19 protein-coding genes are annotated in these 20,965 nt (G+C 40.4%); 13 read left to right on the top strand and 6 right to left on the bottom strand.

Annotated elements, in window-relative coordinates; all coding sequences use genetic code 11:
* Nucleotides 1-74 precede the first annotated feature (74 nt).
* The 10 genes from rsfS to J9318_RS06865 all read left to right on the top strand — a co-directional run bounded on the left by rsfS (nt 75) and on the right by J9318_RS06865 (nt 8,887).
* Complete coding sequence (rsfS, locus tag J9318_RS06910; protein WP_210562302.1) at nt 75-404, top strand: ribosome silencing factor; 330 nt, start codon at nt 75-77, stop codon at nt 402-404.
* Nucleotides 405-410: 6 nt separating this feature from the next.
* Entirely contained in the window at nt 411-881 is a 471-nt protein-coding gene (gene rlmH, locus J9318_RS06905) for a 23S rRNA (pseudouridine(1915)-N(3))-methyltransferase RlmH (RefSeq protein ID WP_210562301.1), read from the top strand.
* A gap of 2 nt (nt 882-883) precedes the next feature.
* Nucleotides 884-2,827, top strand: coding sequence for a penicillin-binding protein 2 (mrdA, locus tag J9318_RS06900; RefSeq protein WP_210562300.1), 1,944 nt, complete (start codon nt 884-886; stop codon nt 2,825-2,827).
* Nucleotides 2,820-3,938, top strand: a complete 1,119-nt coding sequence (gene rodA / locus J9318_RS06895; protein ID WP_244731970.1) for a rod shape-determining protein RodA — start codon at nt 2,820-2,822, stop codon at nt 3,936-3,938. The genes mrdA and rodA overlap by 8 nt, the downstream gene beginning before the upstream one ends.
* Before the next feature lies 1 nt (nt 3,939).
* Entirely contained in the window at nt 3,940-4,722 is a 783-nt protein-coding gene (locus tag J9318_RS06890; protein WP_342345696.1) for a septal ring lytic transglycosylase RlpA family protein, read from the top strand.
* 80 nt (nt 4,723-4,802) lie between these two features.
* Nucleotides 4,803-5,957, top strand: a complete 1,155-nt coding sequence (locus J9318_RS06885) for a serine hydrolase (RefSeq protein WP_210562298.1) — start codon at nt 4,803-4,805, stop codon at nt 5,955-5,957.
* Nucleotides 5,958-6,009: 52 nt separating this feature from the next.
* Nucleotides 6,010-6,282, top strand: coding sequence for a DUF493 family protein YbeD (ybeD, locus tag J9318_RS06880; protein ID WP_210562297.1), 273 nt, complete (start codon nt 6,010-6,012; stop codon nt 6,280-6,282).
* Between the two features lie 13 nt (nt 6,283-6,295).
* On the top strand, nt 6,296-6,979 hold the full coding sequence (lipB, locus tag J9318_RS06875) for a lipoyl(octanoyl) transferase LipB (protein WP_210562296.1): 684 nt from the start codon (nt 6,296-6,298) through the stop codon (nt 6,977-6,979).
* Complete coding sequence (lipA, locus tag J9318_RS06870; protein ID WP_210562295.1) at nt 6,976-7,947, top strand: lipoyl synthase; 972 nt, start codon at nt 6,976-6,978, stop codon at nt 7,945-7,947. Before lipB ends, lipA begins: the two co-directional genes overlap by 4 nt.
* 1 nt (nt 7,948) lies before the next feature.
* Nucleotides 7,949-8,887 carry a M14 family metallopeptidase gene (locus J9318_RS06865; protein ID WP_210562294.1) on the top strand — a complete coding sequence of 313 codons (939 nt, stop codon included), beginning with the start codon at nt 7,949-7,951 and terminating at the stop codon, nt 8,885-8,887.
* Nucleotides 8,888-8,973: 86 nt separating this feature from the next.
* On the opposite strand, the gene J9318_RS06860 is transcribed toward J9318_RS06865, so the two are convergent.
* Both J9318_RS06860 and J9318_RS06855 read right to left on the bottom strand, forming a co-directional pair.
* The gene (locus J9318_RS06860; protein ID WP_210562293.1) at nt 8,974-10,668 is read right to left on the bottom strand and encodes an NAD-dependent malic enzyme; all 1,695 of its coding nucleotides are present in this window, start codon (nt 10,666-10,668) and stop codon (nt 8,974-8,976) included.
* Nucleotides 10,669-10,872: 204 nt separating this feature from the next.
* Nucleotides 10,873-12,663, bottom strand: coding sequence for an alpha-amylase family glycosyl hydrolase (locus J9318_RS06855; RefSeq protein WP_210562292.1), 1,791 nt, complete (start codon nt 12,661-12,663; stop codon nt 10,873-10,875).
* A 242-nt stretch (nt 12,664-12,905) separates the two neighbouring features.
* Between J9318_RS06855 and hisF the strand changes: the two genes are divergently transcribed.
* Nucleotides 12,906-13,679 (top strand): imidazole glycerol phosphate synthase subunit HisF, encoded by a 774-nt coding sequence (gene hisF, locus J9318_RS06850; protein WP_210562291.1) that lies wholly within the window; start codon nt 12,906-12,908, stop codon nt 13,677-13,679.
* Here the strand turns inward: hisF and J9318_RS06845 are convergent.
* Genes J9318_RS06845 through J9318_RS06835 form a run of 3 tightly spaced genes read right to left on the bottom strand, consistent with a single transcriptional unit; the run spans nt 13,676 to nt 16,015 of the window.
* Entirely contained in the window at nt 13,676-13,921 is a 246-nt protein-coding gene (locus J9318_RS06845) for a DUF6868 family protein (protein ID WP_210562290.1), read from the bottom strand. The genes hisF and J9318_RS06845 overlap by 4 nt on opposite strands.
* Nucleotides 13,922-13,930: 9 nt before the next feature.
* Nucleotides 13,931-15,133 (bottom strand): PQQ-dependent sugar dehydrogenase, encoded by a 1,203-nt coding sequence (locus tag J9318_RS06840; RefSeq protein WP_210562289.1) that lies wholly within the window; start codon nt 15,131-15,133, stop codon nt 13,931-13,933.
* 51 nt (nt 15,134-15,184) lie between these two features.
* Nucleotides 15,185-16,015, bottom strand: a complete 831-nt coding sequence (locus tag J9318_RS06835) for a DUF3025 domain-containing protein (protein ID WP_210562288.1) — start codon at nt 16,013-16,015, stop codon at nt 15,185-15,187.
* A 129-nt stretch (nt 16,016-16,144) separates the two neighbouring features.
* Between J9318_RS06835 and J9318_RS06830 the strand changes: the two genes are divergently transcribed.
* Both J9318_RS06830 and asnB read left to right on the top strand, forming a co-directional pair.
* The gene (locus tag J9318_RS06830; protein ID WP_210562287.1) at nt 16,145-17,761 is read left to right on the top strand and encodes a M28 family metallopeptidase; all 1,617 of its coding nucleotides are present in this window, start codon (nt 16,145-16,147) and stop codon (nt 17,759-17,761) included.
* Between the two features lie 367 nt (nt 17,762-18,128).
* Complete coding sequence (gene asnB / locus J9318_RS06825) at nt 18,129-19,901, top strand: asparagine synthase B (protein ID WP_210562286.1); 1,773 nt, start codon at nt 18,129-18,131, stop codon at nt 19,899-19,901.
* A 103-nt stretch (nt 19,902-20,004) separates the two neighbouring features.
* Here the strand turns inward: asnB and J9318_RS06820 are convergent, their stop codons facing one another.
* Complete coding sequence (locus J9318_RS06820) at nt 20,005-20,934, bottom strand: patatin-like phospholipase family protein (protein ID WP_210562285.1); 930 nt, start codon at nt 20,932-20,934, stop codon at nt 20,005-20,007.
* Nucleotides 20,935-20,965: the final 31 nt, after the last annotated feature.

The raw sequence follows: 20,965 nt of genomic DNA, 5'->3' as shown, positions 1-20,965 counted from the left end.
AAGCGCTGTACTAAAAGTACTTACACAGGTAGAATGGTCGTCCAAAAATTTTCCTTCTGAGAGTAAAAAACGTTTTGCAAAATAAACAAATATTAGATTTCGTATTAGACAAAATAGATGACTTAAAAGCCAAAGACGTGATGACGTTTGATGTAAAAGAAACATCATCAATTACAGACTACATGGTTGTTTGCTCTGGTACGTCAAAAAAACACGTTCAGTCGATAGCCGATCATGTTTTATTGGAAGCTAAGCAAACTGACAACCCTGCGCTTGGCCAAGAAGGCATGCAAGAAGGTGAATGGGTTTTAGTTGATATGGGACCAGTGGTTTTACATGTTATGCAGGATGCGACTCGTGATTTTTATCAATTAGAGAAGCTTTGGCAGAAATCGAGCAATTAATCCACTATGAAAATACAATTGGTCGCCGTAGGCAACAAAATGCCGGACTGGATTACTGCAGGTTTTCAGGAATATCAACGCCGATTCCCAAGGGACTGTTCATTTGAGTTAATTGAAATAAGTCCTGGAAAACGCGGGAAAAATGCCGACATTGCGCGCATTCTTGATATTGAAGGCGAAAAAATGTTAGCGGCGGTGCCCAAGTCTAACCGTATTGTTACACTTGAGGTTACCGGTAAGCCATGGACTACACATGACTTATCGAAACAACTGTCTAGTTGGCAAATGGATGGCCGGGACGTTAGTTTACTTGTTGGTGGTCCAGAAGGGTTAGCTCCCGCTTGTATTGAGCGTTCTGAACAAAAGTGGTCACTATCAGCATTAACATTACCTCATCCATTAGTGCGCGTTGTTGTAGCAGAAAGTTTATATCGGGCTTGGAGCTTGAATAATAATCACCCCTACCATCGCGAATAACTATGCGCAGAAACTCCTATCGAATTCAAGACCATACCGCCGAAGCAATACTATTTGCTAGGCGAGCAATTGTCGCTTTAATTGCAGTGGCCCTTTTGATGGGAGTGTTAATAGCCAATCTCTATTATTTACAAATTAATAAATACCAAACCTACCAAACTCGCTCTAACGACAACCGTATTAAAGTCCAACCAGTGCCGCCAAACCGAGGTGTCATCCGCGACATAAATGGAAAAATACTTGCTGCTAATGAACCTAGTTTTTCACTTGAGATTGTCCCTGAGTCGGTTAAAGACATGGACTGGACGTTAAACGAACTGCAAAAGATAGCACATATCCCTGATGAACAAGTTGAACACTTTAAGCGGGTAATAAAGTATCAACGTCGCTTTAAAAGTATTCCGATAAAAACAAAACTGACTGAGCAAGAAGTTGCTGAATTCTCGGTTAAACAGCACCTTTTTCCGGGCGTCTCGATAGAGGCTCGTTTAAACCGACACTATCCTTATGCAGACGCTATGACGCATGTTTTGGGATATGTAGGCAAAATTAATAAACGCGACTTAAATCGATTAGAAGCGACTGAGCAACTACAAAACTACGCGGCAACACGCAGTATCGGTAAACTAGGTCTAGAACGCTTTTATGAAAAAGAATTACATGGCACGACAGGAAGTGAAGAAGTAGAGGTAAACCATCGTAGTCGCGTATTAAGACAACTTAGTATCGAACCTCCAAAACCAGGCACCGACTTACATTTAGCGATAGCCGTGGAAATGCAAGAACAAGCAAGAAAGTCTCTAGGTAATAACCGTGGTGCAGTTGTGGCGATGGACCCACGTGATGGCGCTATTTTGGCTCTGTATTCAAATCCTAGCTACGACCCCAACTTATTTGTTACTGGCATATCGCAAAAAGACTATTCGGTTATCTTAAACTCTAAAGATAAACCAATGCTCAATAGAACAACACAAGGTCAGTACCCGCCTGCCTCAACCATTAAAATGCAATTAGCGTTATTAGGGTTGCATAAAAACTTAGTCACCGCTACGACTACGGTTTGGGATCCCGGCTATTGGCGTTTTCCTAACGTTGAAACACAACGTAACTTTCGTGATTGGAAAGTCGGCGGACATGGCTGGGTTGATTTAGAAACAGCCATCAAACAATCCTGTGATATTTATTTTTATGACTTAGCATACCGCTTGGGTATAGATGAGATAAGCCCTTTTATATCAAAGTTTGGCTTTGGCGGTTATACCGGTATTGATATTCAGGAAGAATACAGAGCAACCATGCCATCAAGAGAATGGAAACGAGAAAAGGTACGGCAGCCCTGGTACCAAGGGGACACTATCTCAGTCGGAATAGGTCAAGGTTACTGGACTGCGACTCCGATTCAGTTGGCAATGGCGACTTCAGTCTTGGTTAACAAAGGTGAAGTAATAGAGCCGAAAGTGGTAAGCGCTATTAATAACGATGGTAAATTAGAGCCTACGCCTATTAGAAAAAGGCCTAAAATCGAAATTAGTAACCCAAAACATTGGGACACCATTTTAGACACTATGTATGAGACTGTTAATGCCTCCGATGGAACTGGGCGTGGTGCGTTTGCCGGTGCCGTATATACCGCTGCTGGAAAAACAGGAACAGCCCAATTATTTAGTCTAGGTGAGGATGAAGAGTACGACGAAAAGAAGGTTAGCGAACGCAGACGTGATAACGCTATGTTTGTTGGTTATGCTCCTTATGACGATCCAACCATAGTAATTGTGGTCGCGGTTGAAAATGCCGGAGGTGGCGGTGCAAATGCAGCTCCCGTTGCCCGTGAAATGATGGATATGTATTTTGCGCTTGGTGTTGCAAACAAAAGAACTATCTCTAGTGAAGTCATAAATATAAGTAATGAAGTAGCAGTGACGGAAGAGGAGAATGCCGGTGGCTAAAACAGAAAACGAACGCAGACGAAGTTCATTATTCTTTAGATTCCATATTGATTTACCTTTGCTTGCTGGTATTTTAACGCTAATGACAATCAGCCTTTTTGTTGTTTACAGTGCAGGTAGTCAAAGTATGGATATGGTCGTCAGACAGATGATTCGTATGGGTTTAGGCTTGTTTGTCATGTTATTAGTTGCGCAAATATCGCCTTTTACCTATCAAAAGTGGGCCCCCCATATTTTTGCGGCTGGCGTTATTTTGTTAATCGCGGTTTTGCTTGTCGGCGATATGGGCAAAGGCGCACAAAGGTGGCTCAATTTAGGCGTAATTAAGTTTCAACCTTCAGAAGTAATGAAATTGTCTTTACCTATGATGATGGCTTGGTTCCTTAGTAAATATACCCTTCCACCAAGTTTTAAAAATACCGTGTGGGGCTTTATTATCATCGCCACTCCTACCCTTTTAATCGCTAAGCAACCTGACTTGGGAACATCATTATTAGTTGCAAGTAGCGGCTTTTTTGTAATGTTTTTAGCTGGACTAAGTATTAGAGTTCTTTTAGGCCTTGCAATATCTGTGAGTGCTTTTTTGCCGATTCTGTGGTTTTACTTAATGCATGGTTACCAAAAACAAAGAGTGTTAACCTTTTTAAACCCAGAGAGCGATCCTCTAGGCTCTGGTTATCACATTATTCAATCAAAAATCGCGATTGGCTCTGGTGGTACAGACGGTAAAGGTTGGCTTCAAGGAACTCAGTCACAACTTGAATTTTTGCCGGAACGTCATACTGACTTTATATTTTCTGTTTTTAGTGAAGAATTTGGTTTTATCGGCGTGTTACTTCTGCTTGCTGTTTATGCTTTTATCATTCTGCGAGGAATGCAAATCGCATCACGTGCTCAAGAAGCGTTTACAAAATTATTAGCGGGTAGTTTAACCCTAACTTTTTTCGTGTATTTATTTGTAAATATCGGCATGGTGTCGGGGCTGCTACCTGTCGTTGGTGTGCCACTCCCTCTCGTAAGTTATGGCGGCACTTCAATAGTGACATTAATGGCAAGCTTCGGTATTTTAATGGCTATTGGTACAAACAAACGTTTATTAGCGAGCACATAAAATGAATCAAATGCAGTTGCTAACAGGATCACTAGCACTAATTGTTGGCTCAATAGTATTGCAAGGTTGCGCCCCTTCAGGCAGGTACGCAGATAAGCATGATAGCGCTCCTGTGCGCCCACCCACTTTAACGGAACAACAAGACCCAGAAGTTATTCACGAGCCAGTTGGGCGAGGTAACCTACCCTACAAGGTTTTCGGCAAGCACTATACCCCAATGAAAGAGCGCAAGCCGTTTTCACAACAAGGAACGGCCTCTTGGTATGGTAAAAAATTTCATGGTCATCTCACCTCCAACGGTGAAGTATATAATATGTTTAGTATGTCAGCTGCGCATAAAACATTGCCATTACCTAGTTATGTAAAAGTAACCAATTTAGCAAATAATAAATCTGCCATTGTTCGTGTAAATGATCGCGGTCCATTCCACCAAGATAGAATAATTGACTTATCCTATGCGGCGGCGTTTAAAATTGGCGTTTATGATAATGGTACGGCAGACGTTAAAGTTGAATTAATTCTGCCAGATCAGGAACCTTTTATTACCGAAAATAGTCTATATCAGGTCGCACTTACTGGTTTTAAAAACGAATCAGAGGCGAAGGAGTCGTTAAAGGGTTTAACGCTAATGTTAAACCATGATGCCACCTTGTTTGAGCAAGATAAGGAACATAAGGTTATATTTGGTCCGTTTAAAGATAAACTGATGGCTGACGACTTAGTACAAAAAATTAAACAGTTTGGATATCAGACCGTAAATCTAGAGAGCGTATTAGCGCCATAAACTGGACACTTACCGTCCGTACATGGATAATACCGCCCTTAATTTTCTTTCTTTCAGCAATAAAAAATGAATGGAACACAATGAATAAATTTTTAATTTCTTTGGTTAGTATTTCGTCCCTCGCTCTATCGTATTTTGCAGAGGCTAAAGTACTTGTACCTAACCCACCGTCGGTTAATGCAAAAGCCTACATTTTAATGGATTTTGATACGGGTAAAGTGTTAGCAGAGAGCAATGCTGATGAGCTCCTCAACCCAGCAAGCTTAACCAAAATGATGACGAGCTACGTTATTGGTAAAGAAATCCAAAAAGGCAACATAGCACTAACCGATATGGTAACTGTAAGCCGTAACGCTTGGGCAAAAAACTTTCCTGAGTCTTCAAAAATGTTTATCGAAGTTGGCAAAGAAGTGTCTGTTGCTGATTTAAATCGTGGCATTATTATTCAATCAGGCAACGACGCTTGTGTTGCCATGGCCGAGCACATAGCTGGTAGTGAAGAGCAATTTGCACAACTTATGAATTTGTATGGTGCCGATATTGGCTTAACTGATTCTAATTTTGTAAATAGCCACGGTTTAACGGCTGATGGTCATTTATCAACAGCGCGTGATATGGCAAAAATTGGTATTGCATTAATTCGTGACGTACCTGAAGAATATGCAATCTACAAAGAAAAAGACTTCACGTACAACAATATTTCGCAAATCAATCGTAACAGTTTGCTGTGGGATAAAAGTTTAAATGTCGATGGCATCAAAACAGGTCACACTGATGCTGCAGGGTACTCACTGGTTGCTTCTGCGACTGAAGGCGGAATGCGTTTAATCTCGGTTGTAATGGGTGCAGATAGCCAGCGTGGACGTAAAGTAGAAAGTAAAAAGTTACTTAATTATGGCTTCCGATTTTTCGAAACACTTACCGCATACGAAGCCGGAACTGAGTTTGCTAAACAACGAATTTATATGGGCGATAAAGACCAAGTTCGTTTAGGCATCAATCAGAGCACGCCGATTACTATTCCTCGCGGTTACCGTGAAAAACTAAAAGCGTCGTTTACACTTGATAAACCACTAGAAGCCCCTATTAACAAGGGCGAAGTTGTTGGCACTTTAACACTAAAAATCGAAGATGATGTTGTAACAACGTATCCGCTAGTTGCACTTGATCAAGTAAACGAAGGTGGTTTGTTCAAAAGAGTAACTGACTACTTCCGCAAAAAATTTGAACTATAAAACTATTATTGAGTAATAAGTCTAGGGAAGGCTTTTTTTAAAGGGTTATATAATGACAGTAAAAGATACAAAATTTGACGAACTTTTAGACTTCCCTTGTCACCAAACTTTTAAGGTTATGGGTGTTGCTCACGAAGAGTTAACAATAAAAATTGTTGAAGTGCTTCAAGAAATTGCGCCAGGTGACTTTGTCCCAAAAGAGAAGCCGAGTAGCAAGGGTAACTATAAGTCAGTGTCGATTAGCGTAAAGGTAGAAAGTAAAGAACATATGGAATTAGTTTACAACGAGCTGGGCAATATTGATCTTGTCCGAGTCGTTCTGTAATTAGTACCTTTTTATGTCAGACTTAAATAACCACATCGTTATTCGACAAATTGATACTGGTAATTACCAAAGTATTTGGCAATCCATGCAGTCGTTTACCGACAATCGTGACGACTCAGTAATTGATGAGCTTTGGATTGTTGAGCACGATCCTGTGTTTACCCAAGGTCAAGCCGGTAAAGAAGAACATTTATTAAATACCGGTGACATTCCTGTTGTTAAAGTTGACCGTGGTGGACAAGTTACCTACCACGGGCCCGGGCAACTTGTGGTGTACCTCCTGATTAACTTGCGTCGAAAAAAAATTGGCGTGCGTGATCTTGTCACCATCATTGAACAGGCCATTGTTGACACTCTTGGCGAGTTTGGTATTAAAGCTTATGCAAAAAAAGACGCACCCGGCGTGTATATTGATGAAAAAAAAGTAGCATCACTTGGACTTAGGGTTCGACGTGGATGTAGTTTTCATGGTCTTGCATTAAATATAGACATGGACTTAACACCGTTTTTAAGAATTAACCCGTGTGGGTATGCCGGATTGGAGATGGTACAAACCAGTCAGGTAAGTGGTCCAAAAACTATTCAAGAAGCTGCAACGCCGTTAACTGAAAAATTGGCAATCGCGCTTGGCGCTTCTAACATTGACTATCAGCAAGGTTTACCAGACTTAATGCTGACAGAAAAGAGAGCAGTATGACAACCGTTAAAACATCTAAGTTAGCCGCAGGCGTAAAATTGCGCGATGCTGAAAAAATGGCGTTAATCCCTGTAAAAATAATGCCTTCTGAGCGTGACACCATGTTACGTAAACCAGACTGGTTAAAAATTCGTTTGCCAAAATCTAGTGAAAAGATTGATAACATCAAAAAAGCGATGCGTAGCCAAGGATTAAGTTCTGTATGTGAAGAGGCATCATGCCCAAATCTTCCTGAGTGCTTTAATCATGGTACAGCAACGTTTATGATTTTAGGCGATATATGTACACGTCGTTGTCCGTTTTGCGATGTTGCTCATGGCCGACCATTACCGCCAAGCGCTCAAGAGCCAGAGAAATTAGCACTAACCATCAAAGAAATGGGTCTTAAATATGTTGTTATCACTTCGGTGGATCGTGACGATTTACGTGATGGCGGAGCACAACACTTTGCAGACTGCGTAAAAGCTATTCGAGCGCATAACCCTGGTATTAAAGTTGAAATTCTAGTACCTGACTTCCGTGGCCGCATGGATACAGCGCTTGAAATCTTATCGACTGCACCACCAGATGTATTTAATCATAACCTAGAAACAGCACCTCGACTTTATCGACTGGCGCGTCCAGGTGCGAATTATAAGTGGTCATTGGACTTATTAAAGCGCTTTAAGGAAATGCATCCTGAAGTAGATACTAAATCTGGTCTTATGGTTGGCTTAGGTGAAACAAACGACGAAATTATTGCCGTATTAAAAGATCTTCGTGAGCACAATGTGGATATGTTGACTATTGGTCAATATCTGCAGCCAAGTAAACATCACTTACCTGTAGAGCGTTATGTTCCACCTGCAGAATTTGATATTTTCAAAAAAGAAGCAGATGAATTAGGTTTCAAACATGCTGCTTCTGGTCCATTTGTACGTTCTAGTTATCACGCAGACAAACAAGCCGCTGGAGAGGAAGTTAAGTAACATGACTGACCAAGTTTATCCAATTGGCACGCCTGGTAAAAAATGGGGCGATGCAGAAAAGCATCAATGGTTAGCTAAACAATTAGTTAAACGTTCATATCAAGAGCACGTTGTTGCTAAGCTGGCAAACTTGCCAGCACAGTTTGAAACGCAAGAATACGGTTATTTAAAGTATGCCGACTTGCCTGTTGTCAAAGATGCTGATAATTATCCGTTGTTTATTATTAAATCCGTTCACTGGCGTGATGAACTGCCAACGATATTGATCACTGGCGGTGTGCACGGTTATGAAACCAGTGGTGTTCAAGGGGCGCTAAGGTTTGCTCTTGCTCATGCCGAGCATTATGAATCAAAATATAATTTTATAATTGCACCTTGCGTAAGCCCTTGGGGTTACGAAACGATAAACCGTTGGAACCCGCTTGCCGTCGACCCAAATCGCTCGTTTTTTGAGGGGTCTAAAGCTCAAGAGGCGACGTTGTTAATGCAGTATTTAAAGCACAACAACATTAATCCTATTTGTCATATCGATTTACATGAAACGACTGATACGGATAATTCAGAATTTCGCCCTGCACTATCTGCAAGAGACGATATTGAGCAAAAAAACTGGAATATCCCAGATGGTTTTTATCTAGTTGCTGATTCTCAAAATCCGCAGCCTGAATTTCAAGAAGCAATTATCAAGTCTGTTGAAAAGGTCACTCATATTGCCCCTGCAGATGAAACGGGTTGCTTGATAGGCGCACCGTTACAGCAGTTTGGGGTTATTGAATACGATGCTCGTCCATTAGGTTTGTGTATGGGTATGACAGATGCCGAATATAAAACAACAACCGAAGTTTATCCTGATAGCCCGCGAGTTGATGACGAAAACTGTATTATGGCTCAAGTGGCTGTGATCACAGGAGCGTTAGAATTTATTTCTGGCTCAATTTAGATTTAGATTTAGATTTAGAACATGTAATAAAAAAAGGTCTGTATTTACAGACCTTTTTTTATTTCGCTAACATGATTCAATGCTCACTACGCACTTACTCGTTTGTACGGGCGATATTCTGGTGTCCAAAAGTTTTTCTCTATTCTTTGATGGATCTCTTCATCGGTAATAGCCAATGCATGACCTTGTTCAATGGCCACTTTAGCCACATTAAACGCAATCTCTTTACTTAATCTTGGTAAGTCTACCAATTCTGGTAATAAAGCACCCTCTCCTTCATTAACCAGCGGAGAGTTTTGAGCTAATGTTTCACTCGACGCCATAATCATTTCATCAGAAATAATTCTCGCACCTACTGCTAATACACCTAAACCAATGCCTGGGAAAATATATGCATTGTTACATTGTGCTATTTCAAATGAACGACCATTAAAATCAATAACATTAAATGGGCTACCGGTAGCAATTATCGCGTTGCCGTTTGTCCACTCTATGACATCTTTTGGATGTGCTTCAATTTGTTTAATTGGATTACTTAATGGAAAAATAATTGGTTGAGCATCGTGCTTATGCATTGTCTTAATTGCTTGTTCGGTGAATAAACCAGGAACGCCTGACACACCAATAAGTATTCCCGGTTTAGCGTTCTCCATCACCTCAACAAGTGTTGGGTATTCTCCAGCAATATTCCATTCCTCGTAATCACGAGACTCTTGAGCTAGGGCTTGTTGAAAATCTCGCAGATTGCTCATGCCGTTTGTTACTAACCCAAAACGGTCGATCATGAATACTTTCTTACGCGCTTCAGAGTCAGTCAAACCTTCTGCAACCATTTGCATAATGACTTGCTCAGCAATACCACAACCTGCAGAGCCCGCACCAACAAAAGTCACGTTTTGTTCAGATAGCTTTTGATCTTTTTTACGACAAGCCGCTAATAATGTTCCCACAGTAACAGCTGCTGTACCCTGAATATCATCATTAAAACAACACACTTTATCTCTGTATCGTTTTAATAAAGGCATCGCATTTGGTTGGGCAAAATCTTCAAACTGAATCATCACACCCGGCCAACGTTTTTGTGCAGCGGTGATAAATTTATCTACAAACGCATCGTACTCATACTGGCTAATACGTTCATGTCGTTCACCCATATACATAGGATCGTTTAGCAGTTTAGGGTTGTTAGTACCAACATCTAAAGTAATAGGCATGGTATACGCAGGGCTAATGCCACCACATGCTGTATACAGTGATAATTTACCAATTGGAATGCCCATTCCTCCAATACCTTGGTCGCCTAGACCTAAAATACGCTCACCGTCGGTTACTACGATAACTTTTACTTTTTGTTTGGTCGCATTGCGCAGAATGTCGTCCATTTGATCTCGTTCAGTATACGAAATAAATAAACCACGATTACTACGATAGATATCGGAGAACTTTTCACAGGCATCACCAACCGTTGGTGTGTATATGATCGGCATCATTTCGGCAATATGCTGATTTACCAACTTAAAAAACAAAGTTTCGTTACTATCTTGAATGGCTCGTAAATAGATATGTTTGTTAATTGGCTCTTGGAAGCTAGAGTACTGTAAATAAGCACGCTCAACTTGCTCCTCAATCGACTCATAACGAGGTGGCAATAACCCCATTAAATTAAAGTTGGTGCGCTCTAACTTTGAAAATGCGGTACCTTTATTAAGAAGTGGCGTTTCGATTAATGCAGGTCCTGCATAGTGAATATATAACGGACTTTTTTCAGCTTTTTGGTTCATATAGATCCCGAAAGAATGTGGGTCGGATGTTTTTGATTTACACCATATTTTACGTGCAATTATAGTCAATTGTTAAAGCATAGTAGAGGATTAACTAAAAGTTAAGGTACTGGTAATACCTGTTAAATAGGGTTTTTACTAATTTGTGCAGAAATAAGTCAAAAGTGCGGCAAACACCGCACTTTAATATCCGTTAATCTAAGGTTAGATAGTTTTGATAATTACAAAACTCAACGGGGCCAATTCAAACTCATTTTTCTGTTGGTTTACTTCACCATAAACAACTTTATGATTTGCAGCATTCGCCGCTATAAACTTTTTCGCTGATTTTGCTGAGTTGTAAATAACCGTATAACTCGGATGATCTTTTAGCGTTCTAGTGAATGCAAAAATACCGGGCTCGTCATTATGCTCAATGACTTTTTGAGTGCCTTTTCTTAGTACTTCGTGGCCGTGGTAAACCTCGGCATACTCCGCCAGTTTTTTATATATTGGGTGGGATACATCAAAGTTGTCGTCGGCTGTGGTCTTATCCGTACCATACAAATTATTGTCATTATAGTCTGGTGTAAGCGATGGCATCATATCTTCTCGAGCACCTCTATCGCCGCCATCACCAGTAAAACCTTGTTCATCGCCATAATATAAAACTGGAATGCCGCGGGCAAAGTACATTAATGAATTTGATAACAAGAAACGTTTAATTTTTTCTTGTTCGCTGGCCTCTGGTAAAGATTGATCGAGCGTGTAAGCTAACCTACCCACATCATGGTTACTGACAAAATTCATTAAGTAGTCAGCGCTACTGTTATGATCATTGTAAAGCGTATCGTATGAAAACAGGTCGTTTAGATTATCAGTGCCTTTTTCATAAGCAAAAACGTCTTTAGTACGGTATTGAAAGGCAAAATCCAACACCGACGGTATATCACCTTCAGTCGTAAATTTACTTAGCTCTTGCGGGTCACCTGAATATACTTCACCAAAAACAAAAAATTGAGGAATGCCTTGCGTTTTAGCATGCTCAATTATTGCAGGTGTAAACTGTTGCCAGAACTCCATATTAACGTGTTTAACGGTATCAATACGAAAGCCGTCTGGTTTAAATTCGCTAATAATGTTGTTAAATATTTCTGTCATGCCTTTTACGACTTCTGGGTTATCAGTATCGACATCATCTAGCCCCATAAAGTCGCCATAGATTGAGTTTTCACCCTGCCAGGTACTGTCACCCTGATTATGGTAATATTTTGGGTCGTTTAACCATGCAGGCGTTTTTAGGTTTTCATGGCCTTTGGGTATAAATGGGGTGTAACCTTTTCCTGCTGCTTTATCGGCAAGAGAAACGTACTCACATAACTGTTTTGATGTACTAAATAACGGTTTCCCATCGCCATGACACTCCTGATATTTAATAACATCGGCGGTATGGTTGGTAATTATGTCAAAAAACACCTTCATATTTTTATCATGTGCGGCATCAATAAACTCTTTTAAATCTGCATTAGTGCCCAGATGTGGGTCTATTTCAGTAAAGTCTAGTGGCCAATAACCATGATAACCTGAAGAGTCACCTTGTACCGCTTGATTCCTAAGGATAGGCGTAAGCCAAATTGCCGAGATGCCCAGACCTTTTAAATAGTCTAAACGTTTTGTTAAACCTTTAATGTCTCCACCGTGGTAATGAGCGTTACTGGTTTTATCAAATCCACCAGCGCTTTCTGGTATCGTTTTGGAGCCGTTGTCATTGGAGCTATCGCCGTTATCAAACCTATCAGGCATCACAAAATAGAAAACGTCATCTCGAACATCACGGGTCAAGTAATGCTCACTAAATTTAAGATTGCTTGACGCTAATGTTGTAGTTTTGATATTAGCGAGGTTATTACTATTGCCGTCTGACTCTACAGATTGGCCACAAGCCGAAAGAACAAGACTGGAAAGAAGAGTCAAGCCAACTATGGCTGGCTTAGTATAGAGCTGCTTTGCTTTCATTATTATTGAGTTCCAAAAAGGTAACGATAGGGATATAACATAACGAAACTAATGATAATTTAGAATTAAAAACGAGCAATGTGACCATGACTACGTATGCAACTAGTCATTATTCATACAGAAACTTAGATATTCTCGTCAATCTGCAGAAATTAACCTACGGATAGGTCTACAATCACCATCACAATATAGATATACTCTTTGCCCAACTAAGTAATTAACATCATGCATGAGTATTCGATATGTTAGCAAAGCGCATTATTCCCTGTTTAGACGTAAAAGACGGAAAAGTTGTCAAAGGCGTTCAGTTTAGAAATCATGAAACAATTGGCGATATAGTGCCGCTGGCTGAACGATATGCTCAAGAAGGTGCCGATGAATTGGTTTTTTACGATATTACCGCATCGAGCGACGTTCGTGTTGTTGATAAAAGCTGGGTCAGCCGAATTGCTCAGGTTATCGATATTCCGTTTTGTGTTGCAGGTGGAATTAAAACCGTTGAACAAGCCGGTGAAATACTATCTATGGGTGCGGATAAAATTTCAATAAATAGTCCAGCACTGCTAAACCCAGAGCTTATTACGGACCTACACGATACCTACGGACAACAATGTGTTGTTGTTGGTATTGACTCTTTTTACAACGACAAAACCGGTGAATATGAAGTTTATCAGTTTACAGGTGACGAAAGTCGCACACAGAACTCAGGGCGAAAAACCATCGATTGGGTGAAAGAAGTTCAGGAGCGTGGTGCAGGAGAAATCGTACTTAACTGCATGAATCAAGATGGTGTTCGTCAAGGTTATGATCTTAAACAATTAGAGCTAGTTCGTGAGCATTGCAAAGTACCACTAATCGCTTCGGGTGGCGCAGGAGAAATGGTGCATTTTCAAGACGCCTTCCAACTAGCTAATGTCGACGGCGCGTTAGCCGCGTCAGTATTCCATAAGAAAATAATTGATATTTGCGATCTTAAAGAATACCTAAGCGATGCTGGAGTTTCTATTCGTCGTTAATAGTCCATAAGCTTCAACGCAAAATACGGGGCAAGTGCAAAAACAAATAATAAGATTTTGTATTGCCCCAGTACCGTTAAATACATAGGTTTCAAAACCGCTTTTTCAATACCAAAAAGCTTTTTGTGTATTGTAAATACAAAGTCGTCAAACAACGTAATAAATACAAATGCCAAAGTTAAAGCGCTAATGTGAAATATCGACATCCAGCCAAATAACGTGGTGATCTCTTGCATGGTCATAATCAATCCTTATTGTTTTGAAAGCCGAATTAATTTTCCTGAATCTGTAACTATCAGTAAGCGCCCTTGCTCATCTTCAACAACATCGCGTAGTCGCTCTTTTAAATTTTTTAAGTAGGTTTGCTCAGACGATAACTCTAATCCACTGTGGCTTATTGAGACCTGTGATTCTGGTGTGCTCTCATTTTTCTCGGCCAACTTAACTACTCGCATTTCTTGATACTTTAACGCTGTAGTAATGAGCGTGTTTTTGAATTCTGGAAACTCTTCGCCTGAATAAATGAGTAGTGAGCCTGGGGCAATAGATGGCGTCCAATTCACTAGCGGCGATTCCAAACCTTGCATAGTATTATGTGGTGTTATTTCAAGGCCAGAATAATCAATTCCATAGGTTATTTTTGGCCAGCCATAATTTAATTTTGGCTTAATAATATTGATTTCATCTCCCCCTTTCGGGCCATGCTCATTTGAAAACAACAGCTTTCTGTGTTTGTCGTAAAACAGACCCTGTGGATTTCTGTGACCAATCGAATAGATTTCAGGCAAGGCTCCGTCCGTTTTTATATATGGATTATCGCTCGGGACTTCACCATTATCCTTCAAGCGTAAGATCTTACCTAAATGAGAATCTAACTTTTGAGCGTCATCCATATAAGAGTACCCGTCACCGACACCAAACACTAAAGTAGTGTCTGGCAGAAAGGCCATTCGCCCCGCGAAATGATACGTTGCCGCTTTTTGTGGCGTTGCTCTAAATAAAATTTCAATATTTTCAAAGGTAAAATTTGTTGCCTTAGGTTGAGTGTTTATGTTCAATTTTGCTCTTGCTAACGTAGTGCCGTTAGAAAATTTGTGACCGGACGCAAACGTAAAATATACCCACTGATTGTCCGCATAGTCAGGATGAGCAATAACATCTAACATTCCACCTTGTCCGCTTTCATAAACGCTATCAGTAAACTGACTGTTCGCTTTGGACATTATGCCTGTCGCATTATTCCACAAACGTACTTCACCATTTCGCTCAGTTATCAAAAATAACTCTGAAGATAGATGCGCAATGCCCCATGGTTTATGTAAACCTTCGTATAGCGTTGTTGTATTAAGTTTAACATCTACTGGTGACAGACTGCTCGAGAGTAACTGATTGTTGGCCACTGCATAATTTTGCCACATCAATAACCCTAATAAGATTGTTACAAACGGTTTCATCAATTTCCTTTGCGCCGATATTCCCATTTCGTTTTCCTTTTGAGTTATACGTTAAGCTTTATTTTCAGGCTTTGGTCTAAAATATTCAGTATTATCATAGAAGGTTAATACTTCGTTTTCATCATGCCACCCCGGTACACCTAACAGGGGCAAAGGTGACATTTGTGTATTATCTTTTAAAACACCTTCTTTAATTCTAGTTGCTAATCGCTCGTCAAGTAATCGGTATTGAACATTTTTTGGCAATCCCCGTATTTCCGCACTACTATCAATAACAAGCCACTTGCCCGTTAAACCAATAAACGGCTTAGTCAGCATTTCATAATTCGCATGTCCAAACTGATAAACAGCGACGCCTTCGTCATTTGCTTTGTGCCACATTTCTCTAAGTTCAATAAAAGCGGTATTCCAATCGTGTGACTTCAACGCAGTAAGTACTGCTTGGTTTTTTGTGACTAACACTACGCCACATTCGTCAAATAAAGTAAGTGCATTTCTTAGCTTAGATCGTTCTTGAGAATCTGATGATTGAATGTCTTTATAATGCAACTCATTAATTAGTGCCTTTGTTTTAGGGAATAAACTCCAAACCAGCGCACCAAATATGTCATGCCAGCACTCTTTACGTGTAGGTACTTGACCTGTCTCGTATATAAAAGTTTCATACTCAACCGCGTTATAGTCTTTACTGGCAGCCTGCTCAACAAAACGGATAACTTTGCCATTGTTATTTTCAACTTCATAAGGCAATAATGAATCAAGAGCTGCACAACTTGGCCACTGAAACCAGTCGTCAAACGCGGCAACATGATTAATATCAGTAAAGCAACCTTGGTCTGCAAATTCGGTGGTCCAGTGGGTAAAGCTAGAAAACTTTTTCATTTCGTTTCAAATCCCATATAAACAGATAACAAAACGACTCGAAAATCGAATCGTTCTAGAATATAGTCGTAATATTACTGCCATGATAACGCAGCTAAGCATTTGTTTTAATTTAAAAGGGAAATAATAATGATAAAAAAGATCGCCGCCCTATCTTTGTTGGCTCTGCAACCTGCCATTGCCGCGGATAACGACTTCGATAAAGCCTATCAATCTATTAGTGAGTCTGATTTAAAAGTTCATGTAAAAGAAATTGCTGATGATAAATATATGGGCCGCTTACCAACGGGTCCTGGTGAAAAACTGTTACTCGATTACCTTACCAAACAATTTACTTCGTATGGCTTTGTGCCTGGAAATGGCGATAGCTTTTTGCAACCGGTCGACCTTGTTGAAATAACCGCTTCGGAAGATCAGGTGTTAAGTATTGGTGGAAAAGAGTATGCATACCGAAAAGATATGGTTATGGGAACCAGTCGCACTAGTGAATTTGAAGAAATAAAAGACTCTGAATTGGTCTTTGTTGGTTATGGTATCAATGCGCCTGAATACAATTGGAACGATTACGCTGGTTTAGACATGAAAGGTAAAACGGCAGTAATCTTAGTAAACGATCCGGGATATGAGTCTGGCGACGACAGTAAATTCCAAGGAACCACAATGACCTACTACGGTCGTTGGACATACAAATATGAAGAAGCAAGTCGCCAAGGCGCAGCTGGCGCTATCATTATTCACGAAACCGCGCCAGCTTCCTACCCATGGAGCGTGGTTGAAAACTCTTGGACAGGCCCACAATATGGCTTATTTAAAGCCGATGGCAACAAAGAGCGTATTAATGTTGAGGGATGGATTCAAGCAGACGTAGCTAAAGAGCTATTCACTAAAGCTGGTTTGGACTTTGCTGCATTAAAAAAGCAAGCCATGCAAAAGCCTACCAATATTGACTTAGGTGATCTTACAGCCTCAGTAAAAGTAAACTCAAAAGTAAAACCTTCAAAAAGTTATAATTTTATTGCAACGCTACCTGGAACTAAACGCCCAGATGAGCATGTTGTTTATACCGCACATTGGGATCACATCGGCGTAGATAAAAGCAAGAAAGGCGACCAGATTTATAATGGCGCTCATGACAATGCAACCGGGATTGGTGGTGTGTTAGAAATTGCACAAGCTTTTTCGATGTTAGAAACTAAGCCAGAGCGTTCGGTAACCATATTGGCAGTAACCGCTGAAGAACAAGGTTTATTAGGCTCTAAGTACTACGCGCAAAACCCAATTATTCCTCTGACTAAAACTGTCGCAAACATCAATATGGATAGTTTAAACGTTTTGGGCAAAGTGAAAGAAATCAACGTGCAAGGTAAAGGTAAGTCCGACATGGACAATTACTTAGCCAACGCAGTAAAAAAACAGAACCGAGTATTAGTTGAAGGTGAAAATCCATCAGCTGGTTATTATTATCGTTCTGATCACTTTAACTTCGCAAAAGTCGGTATTCCTGCCCTTTATGCAGGCGGAGGTGTTACGCCTGTTGACGAGAAAACGGCCGAGTACCGTAAAAAGATGAGCCTTATTGTACGTGGTTGTTACCACCAGCCTTGTGATAAATATCGCGAGAGCTGGGATTTATCGGGCGCACAACAAGACGTGCAATTATTTTTTGATGTTGGTTATCAGATCTCAAATAGCGACAAATGGCCAAATTGGTCAAAAGGCGCTGAATTTAAACGCCCATCAAAATAACTCGATGCGAAAATCTCTTTTTTGCAATTATTAGATAAGGCAGCCTAGGCTGCCTTTTTTGTTGTCCGTTCAGCAGAATTTTTATTATTCATTTTTAGAATGAAATTCACTCATGCCATTTTATATTTGTGCTTATTTGACCATAAAACACGCAAAGCGCCTGCGAATGTTGAAATTCTAACGATAACTTCAAATCTTTTCTTGTCTTCAATTTTTAACCATGGCAGTCTGAATTCAGAGCAAAATTTAAAGTAGTTGCTCTAAATACAAAATGGTTAAATATATAACAAGTTTCGTTTTGTCGCGCCGACTTACAGACGTCTCTTGTGTGAATTTCGATTAATAATAAAATGGAGTGAACTCACTAATGTGTTCAATTTTCGGTATTTTAGACATCAAGACTGATGTCGCAGCGTTACGCCCAAAGGCAATAGAATTATCAGGTATGTTAAGACACCGTGGGCCAGATTGGTCTGGTGTTTGGAGCAATAATAAGGCGATTTTAGTCCATGAACGTTTGGCTATCGTCGATTTAGAGAATGGCGCGCAACCTCTAATAAATAATAATCGAAATCACATCTTAGCCGTAAATGGTGAAATCTATAATCACAAGCAGTTAGAAGCTGCGTTAACCACTGACTATCAATTCCAAACTCAATCGGATTGTGAGGTAATTCTAGCGCTATATCAGCAAGAAGGTGTTCAGTTTATTGACCAGTTAAAAGGTATGTTTGCCTTTGCCTTGTTTGATGAAAGTGACGGCAGCTATCTAATAGCTCGGGATCACTTAGGCATAATACCTCTGTACTATGGTTATGACGTACATGGTCAATTGTATGTCGCTTCTGAAATGAAGGCCTTAGTTCCGGTTTGTAAAACGGTCAGTGAGTTTCCTCCAGGTCACTATTTATCATCAAAAGAGCAAGACGGGTTATCATCGACTCACACTTCTATTAGTGAGTCTGGTCTTAAATTTACTCGTTACTATAATCGTGATTGGCGTGACTATGACACAGTAAAAGACGCCGGCGGTGATGCTAAGCTAGTTCATGATGCGCTTACCGAAGCGGTTCGTACTCATATGATGTCCGATGTTCCTTATGGCGTTCTGTTATCTGGTGGCTTGGACTCTTCTGTCATTGCAGCCGTTGCGCAGAAGTTCGCCAAAAAGCGAATTGAAGACGAAGGTCAAAGTAAGGCTTGGTGGCCACAGTTACATAGTTTTGCGGTAGGCTTAAAAGGTGCCCCTGATTTAATTGCCGCTAAAAAAGTGGCTGATCATATTGGCACTATCCATCATGAGCTTCATTACACGGTTCAAGAAGGTATTGATGCAATCCGTGACGTTATCTATTTTTTAGAAACTTACGACGTAACTACGATTCGTGCGTCTACACCTATGTATCTTATGGCAAGAAAAATAAAAGCCATGGGCATAAAAATGGTCTTGTCGGGTGAAGGAGCAGACGAAGTATTTGGCGGTTACCTATATTTCCATAAAGCGCCAAACGCCAAAGAGTTCCATGAAGAAACGGTACGTAAGCTAGACCGCCTTCACATGTTCGATTGTGCTCGTGCCAACAAATCTATGTCTGCATGGGGCGTAGAAGCCCGAGTTCCGTTTTTAGACAAGGCCTTTTTAGATACAGCTATGTCGATGAATCCAGCTCTAAAAATGTGTGGTAAGAATGCAGACCGTTTAGAAACCGGTGCGCCAGGTTTTGGCCGCGCAGGTATAAAAATGGAAAAACACATAGTTCGTGAGGCTTTCGCAGATTATCTTCCTGAAGATGTATTATGGCGCCAAAAAGAACAGTTCTCTGATGGTGTTGGTTACAATTGGATAGACTCGTTAGTTGAACAAGCAGAATCTCAGGTCACTGACCAAATGATGCTGAGTGCCGAGTTTAGATTTCCGCATAACACACCACAAACGAAAGAGGCATACTTCTATCGAACTATTTTTGAACAGCATTTCCCGCTCGATTCAGCGGCTGAATGTGTTCCAGGTGGTAAATCAGTGGCATGCTCTACTCCTGAAGCATTGGCATGGGATGAAAAGTTCAGCCAAAATGCCGATCCGTCTGGGCGCGCTATGTTTGATGTTCACGAGCAAGGCTATACCGATAAGTCAGCTTGATAACGTATCGTCAGTAGACTTACATTAATCAAAATCAACAAGAGCCTGAATTAATTTTTATTCAGGCTTTTTATTGCGTTTATATAAACCGTCTTAGCCGTTATTAGCTGTGCAGTCGTTTGGTGTTTTTGGGGTTAAGTAAGTTGTGTTGAATTAAAAAGTCATGCCCGGCTTTTAATCCCATTTTATAATCTGCAATTAATGCTTCTTTGGTGCTTCCCAAAACTTTACTTTGTAACGGCCGTGCCGGTGTAACTTCGACTACATTTACACCTTTAGGCGGATTTTGAATCATTGATTGAGCTTTTGCATACGACGCCTCATGAACTTCTAAGATTTTATAAACTTGCGGCGTTCTGTTACGACTACAAAAAATAGGTTTTGCTCGTTTTAACACTTCTCCTATTGCAGTTTCTGCTGTTTTAGAGGTCCGAATTATCACGGCTTTATTGGCACCTAAATGTATGGCTTCTTCAATTGGAATGGGTGCACTTACGCCGCCATCCACCAAAGGCTCTTTGTTTAATGTCACGCCTCTGCGGTACAAAAAAGGAATTGCACTAGATGCTTTTAATGCTGGGATCCAACCTATTTTATTAGGATCCAATAACGCTGTTTCCATGCTATTTGCTTTGGTTGATGAAAAGAACAGTTTTCTGTTTTTCGCTTTAAGCGCCGCTGTTTCTGTATCTAGTTGATAGGCAGAGTCTTCTACTTGGTTAAAGTACCAGTCAAGATCCATAACGTGTTTGCCTTTGAACGCACTCCAAACATTAAAAAACTCATCACTGTTTGTTAAGTCTGAAATAGCGCTGTAAGCATAACCAAATTGATGGCTCATAAAACTCGCAATATTCTGTGCGCCAGCTGACGTTCCCACCAATATTTCAAAGGGATTAAAGTTAGATAATAACCAGCTATCTAATACACCTGCGGTAAACACCCCACGCTGACCGCCCCCCTCCGCAACGAGCGCTAAGCCTTCTTGTGGTTCTGTCATGTTTACTTGTGAATAATCTGTATCGCCAATCATTGTTAACCCCTTTCGTTTAGAGTTCCTATAA

It is taken from the genome of Psychrosphaera aestuarii (assembly GCF_017948405.1).
Taxonomy (GTDB): Bacteria; Pseudomonadota; Gammaproteobacteria; order Enterobacterales; family Alteromonadaceae; genus Psychrosphaera; species Psychrosphaera aestuarii.
The sequence above is the reverse complement of the archived record's forward strand: the minus strand, read 5'-3'. Positions and strand labels throughout refer to the sequence as shown.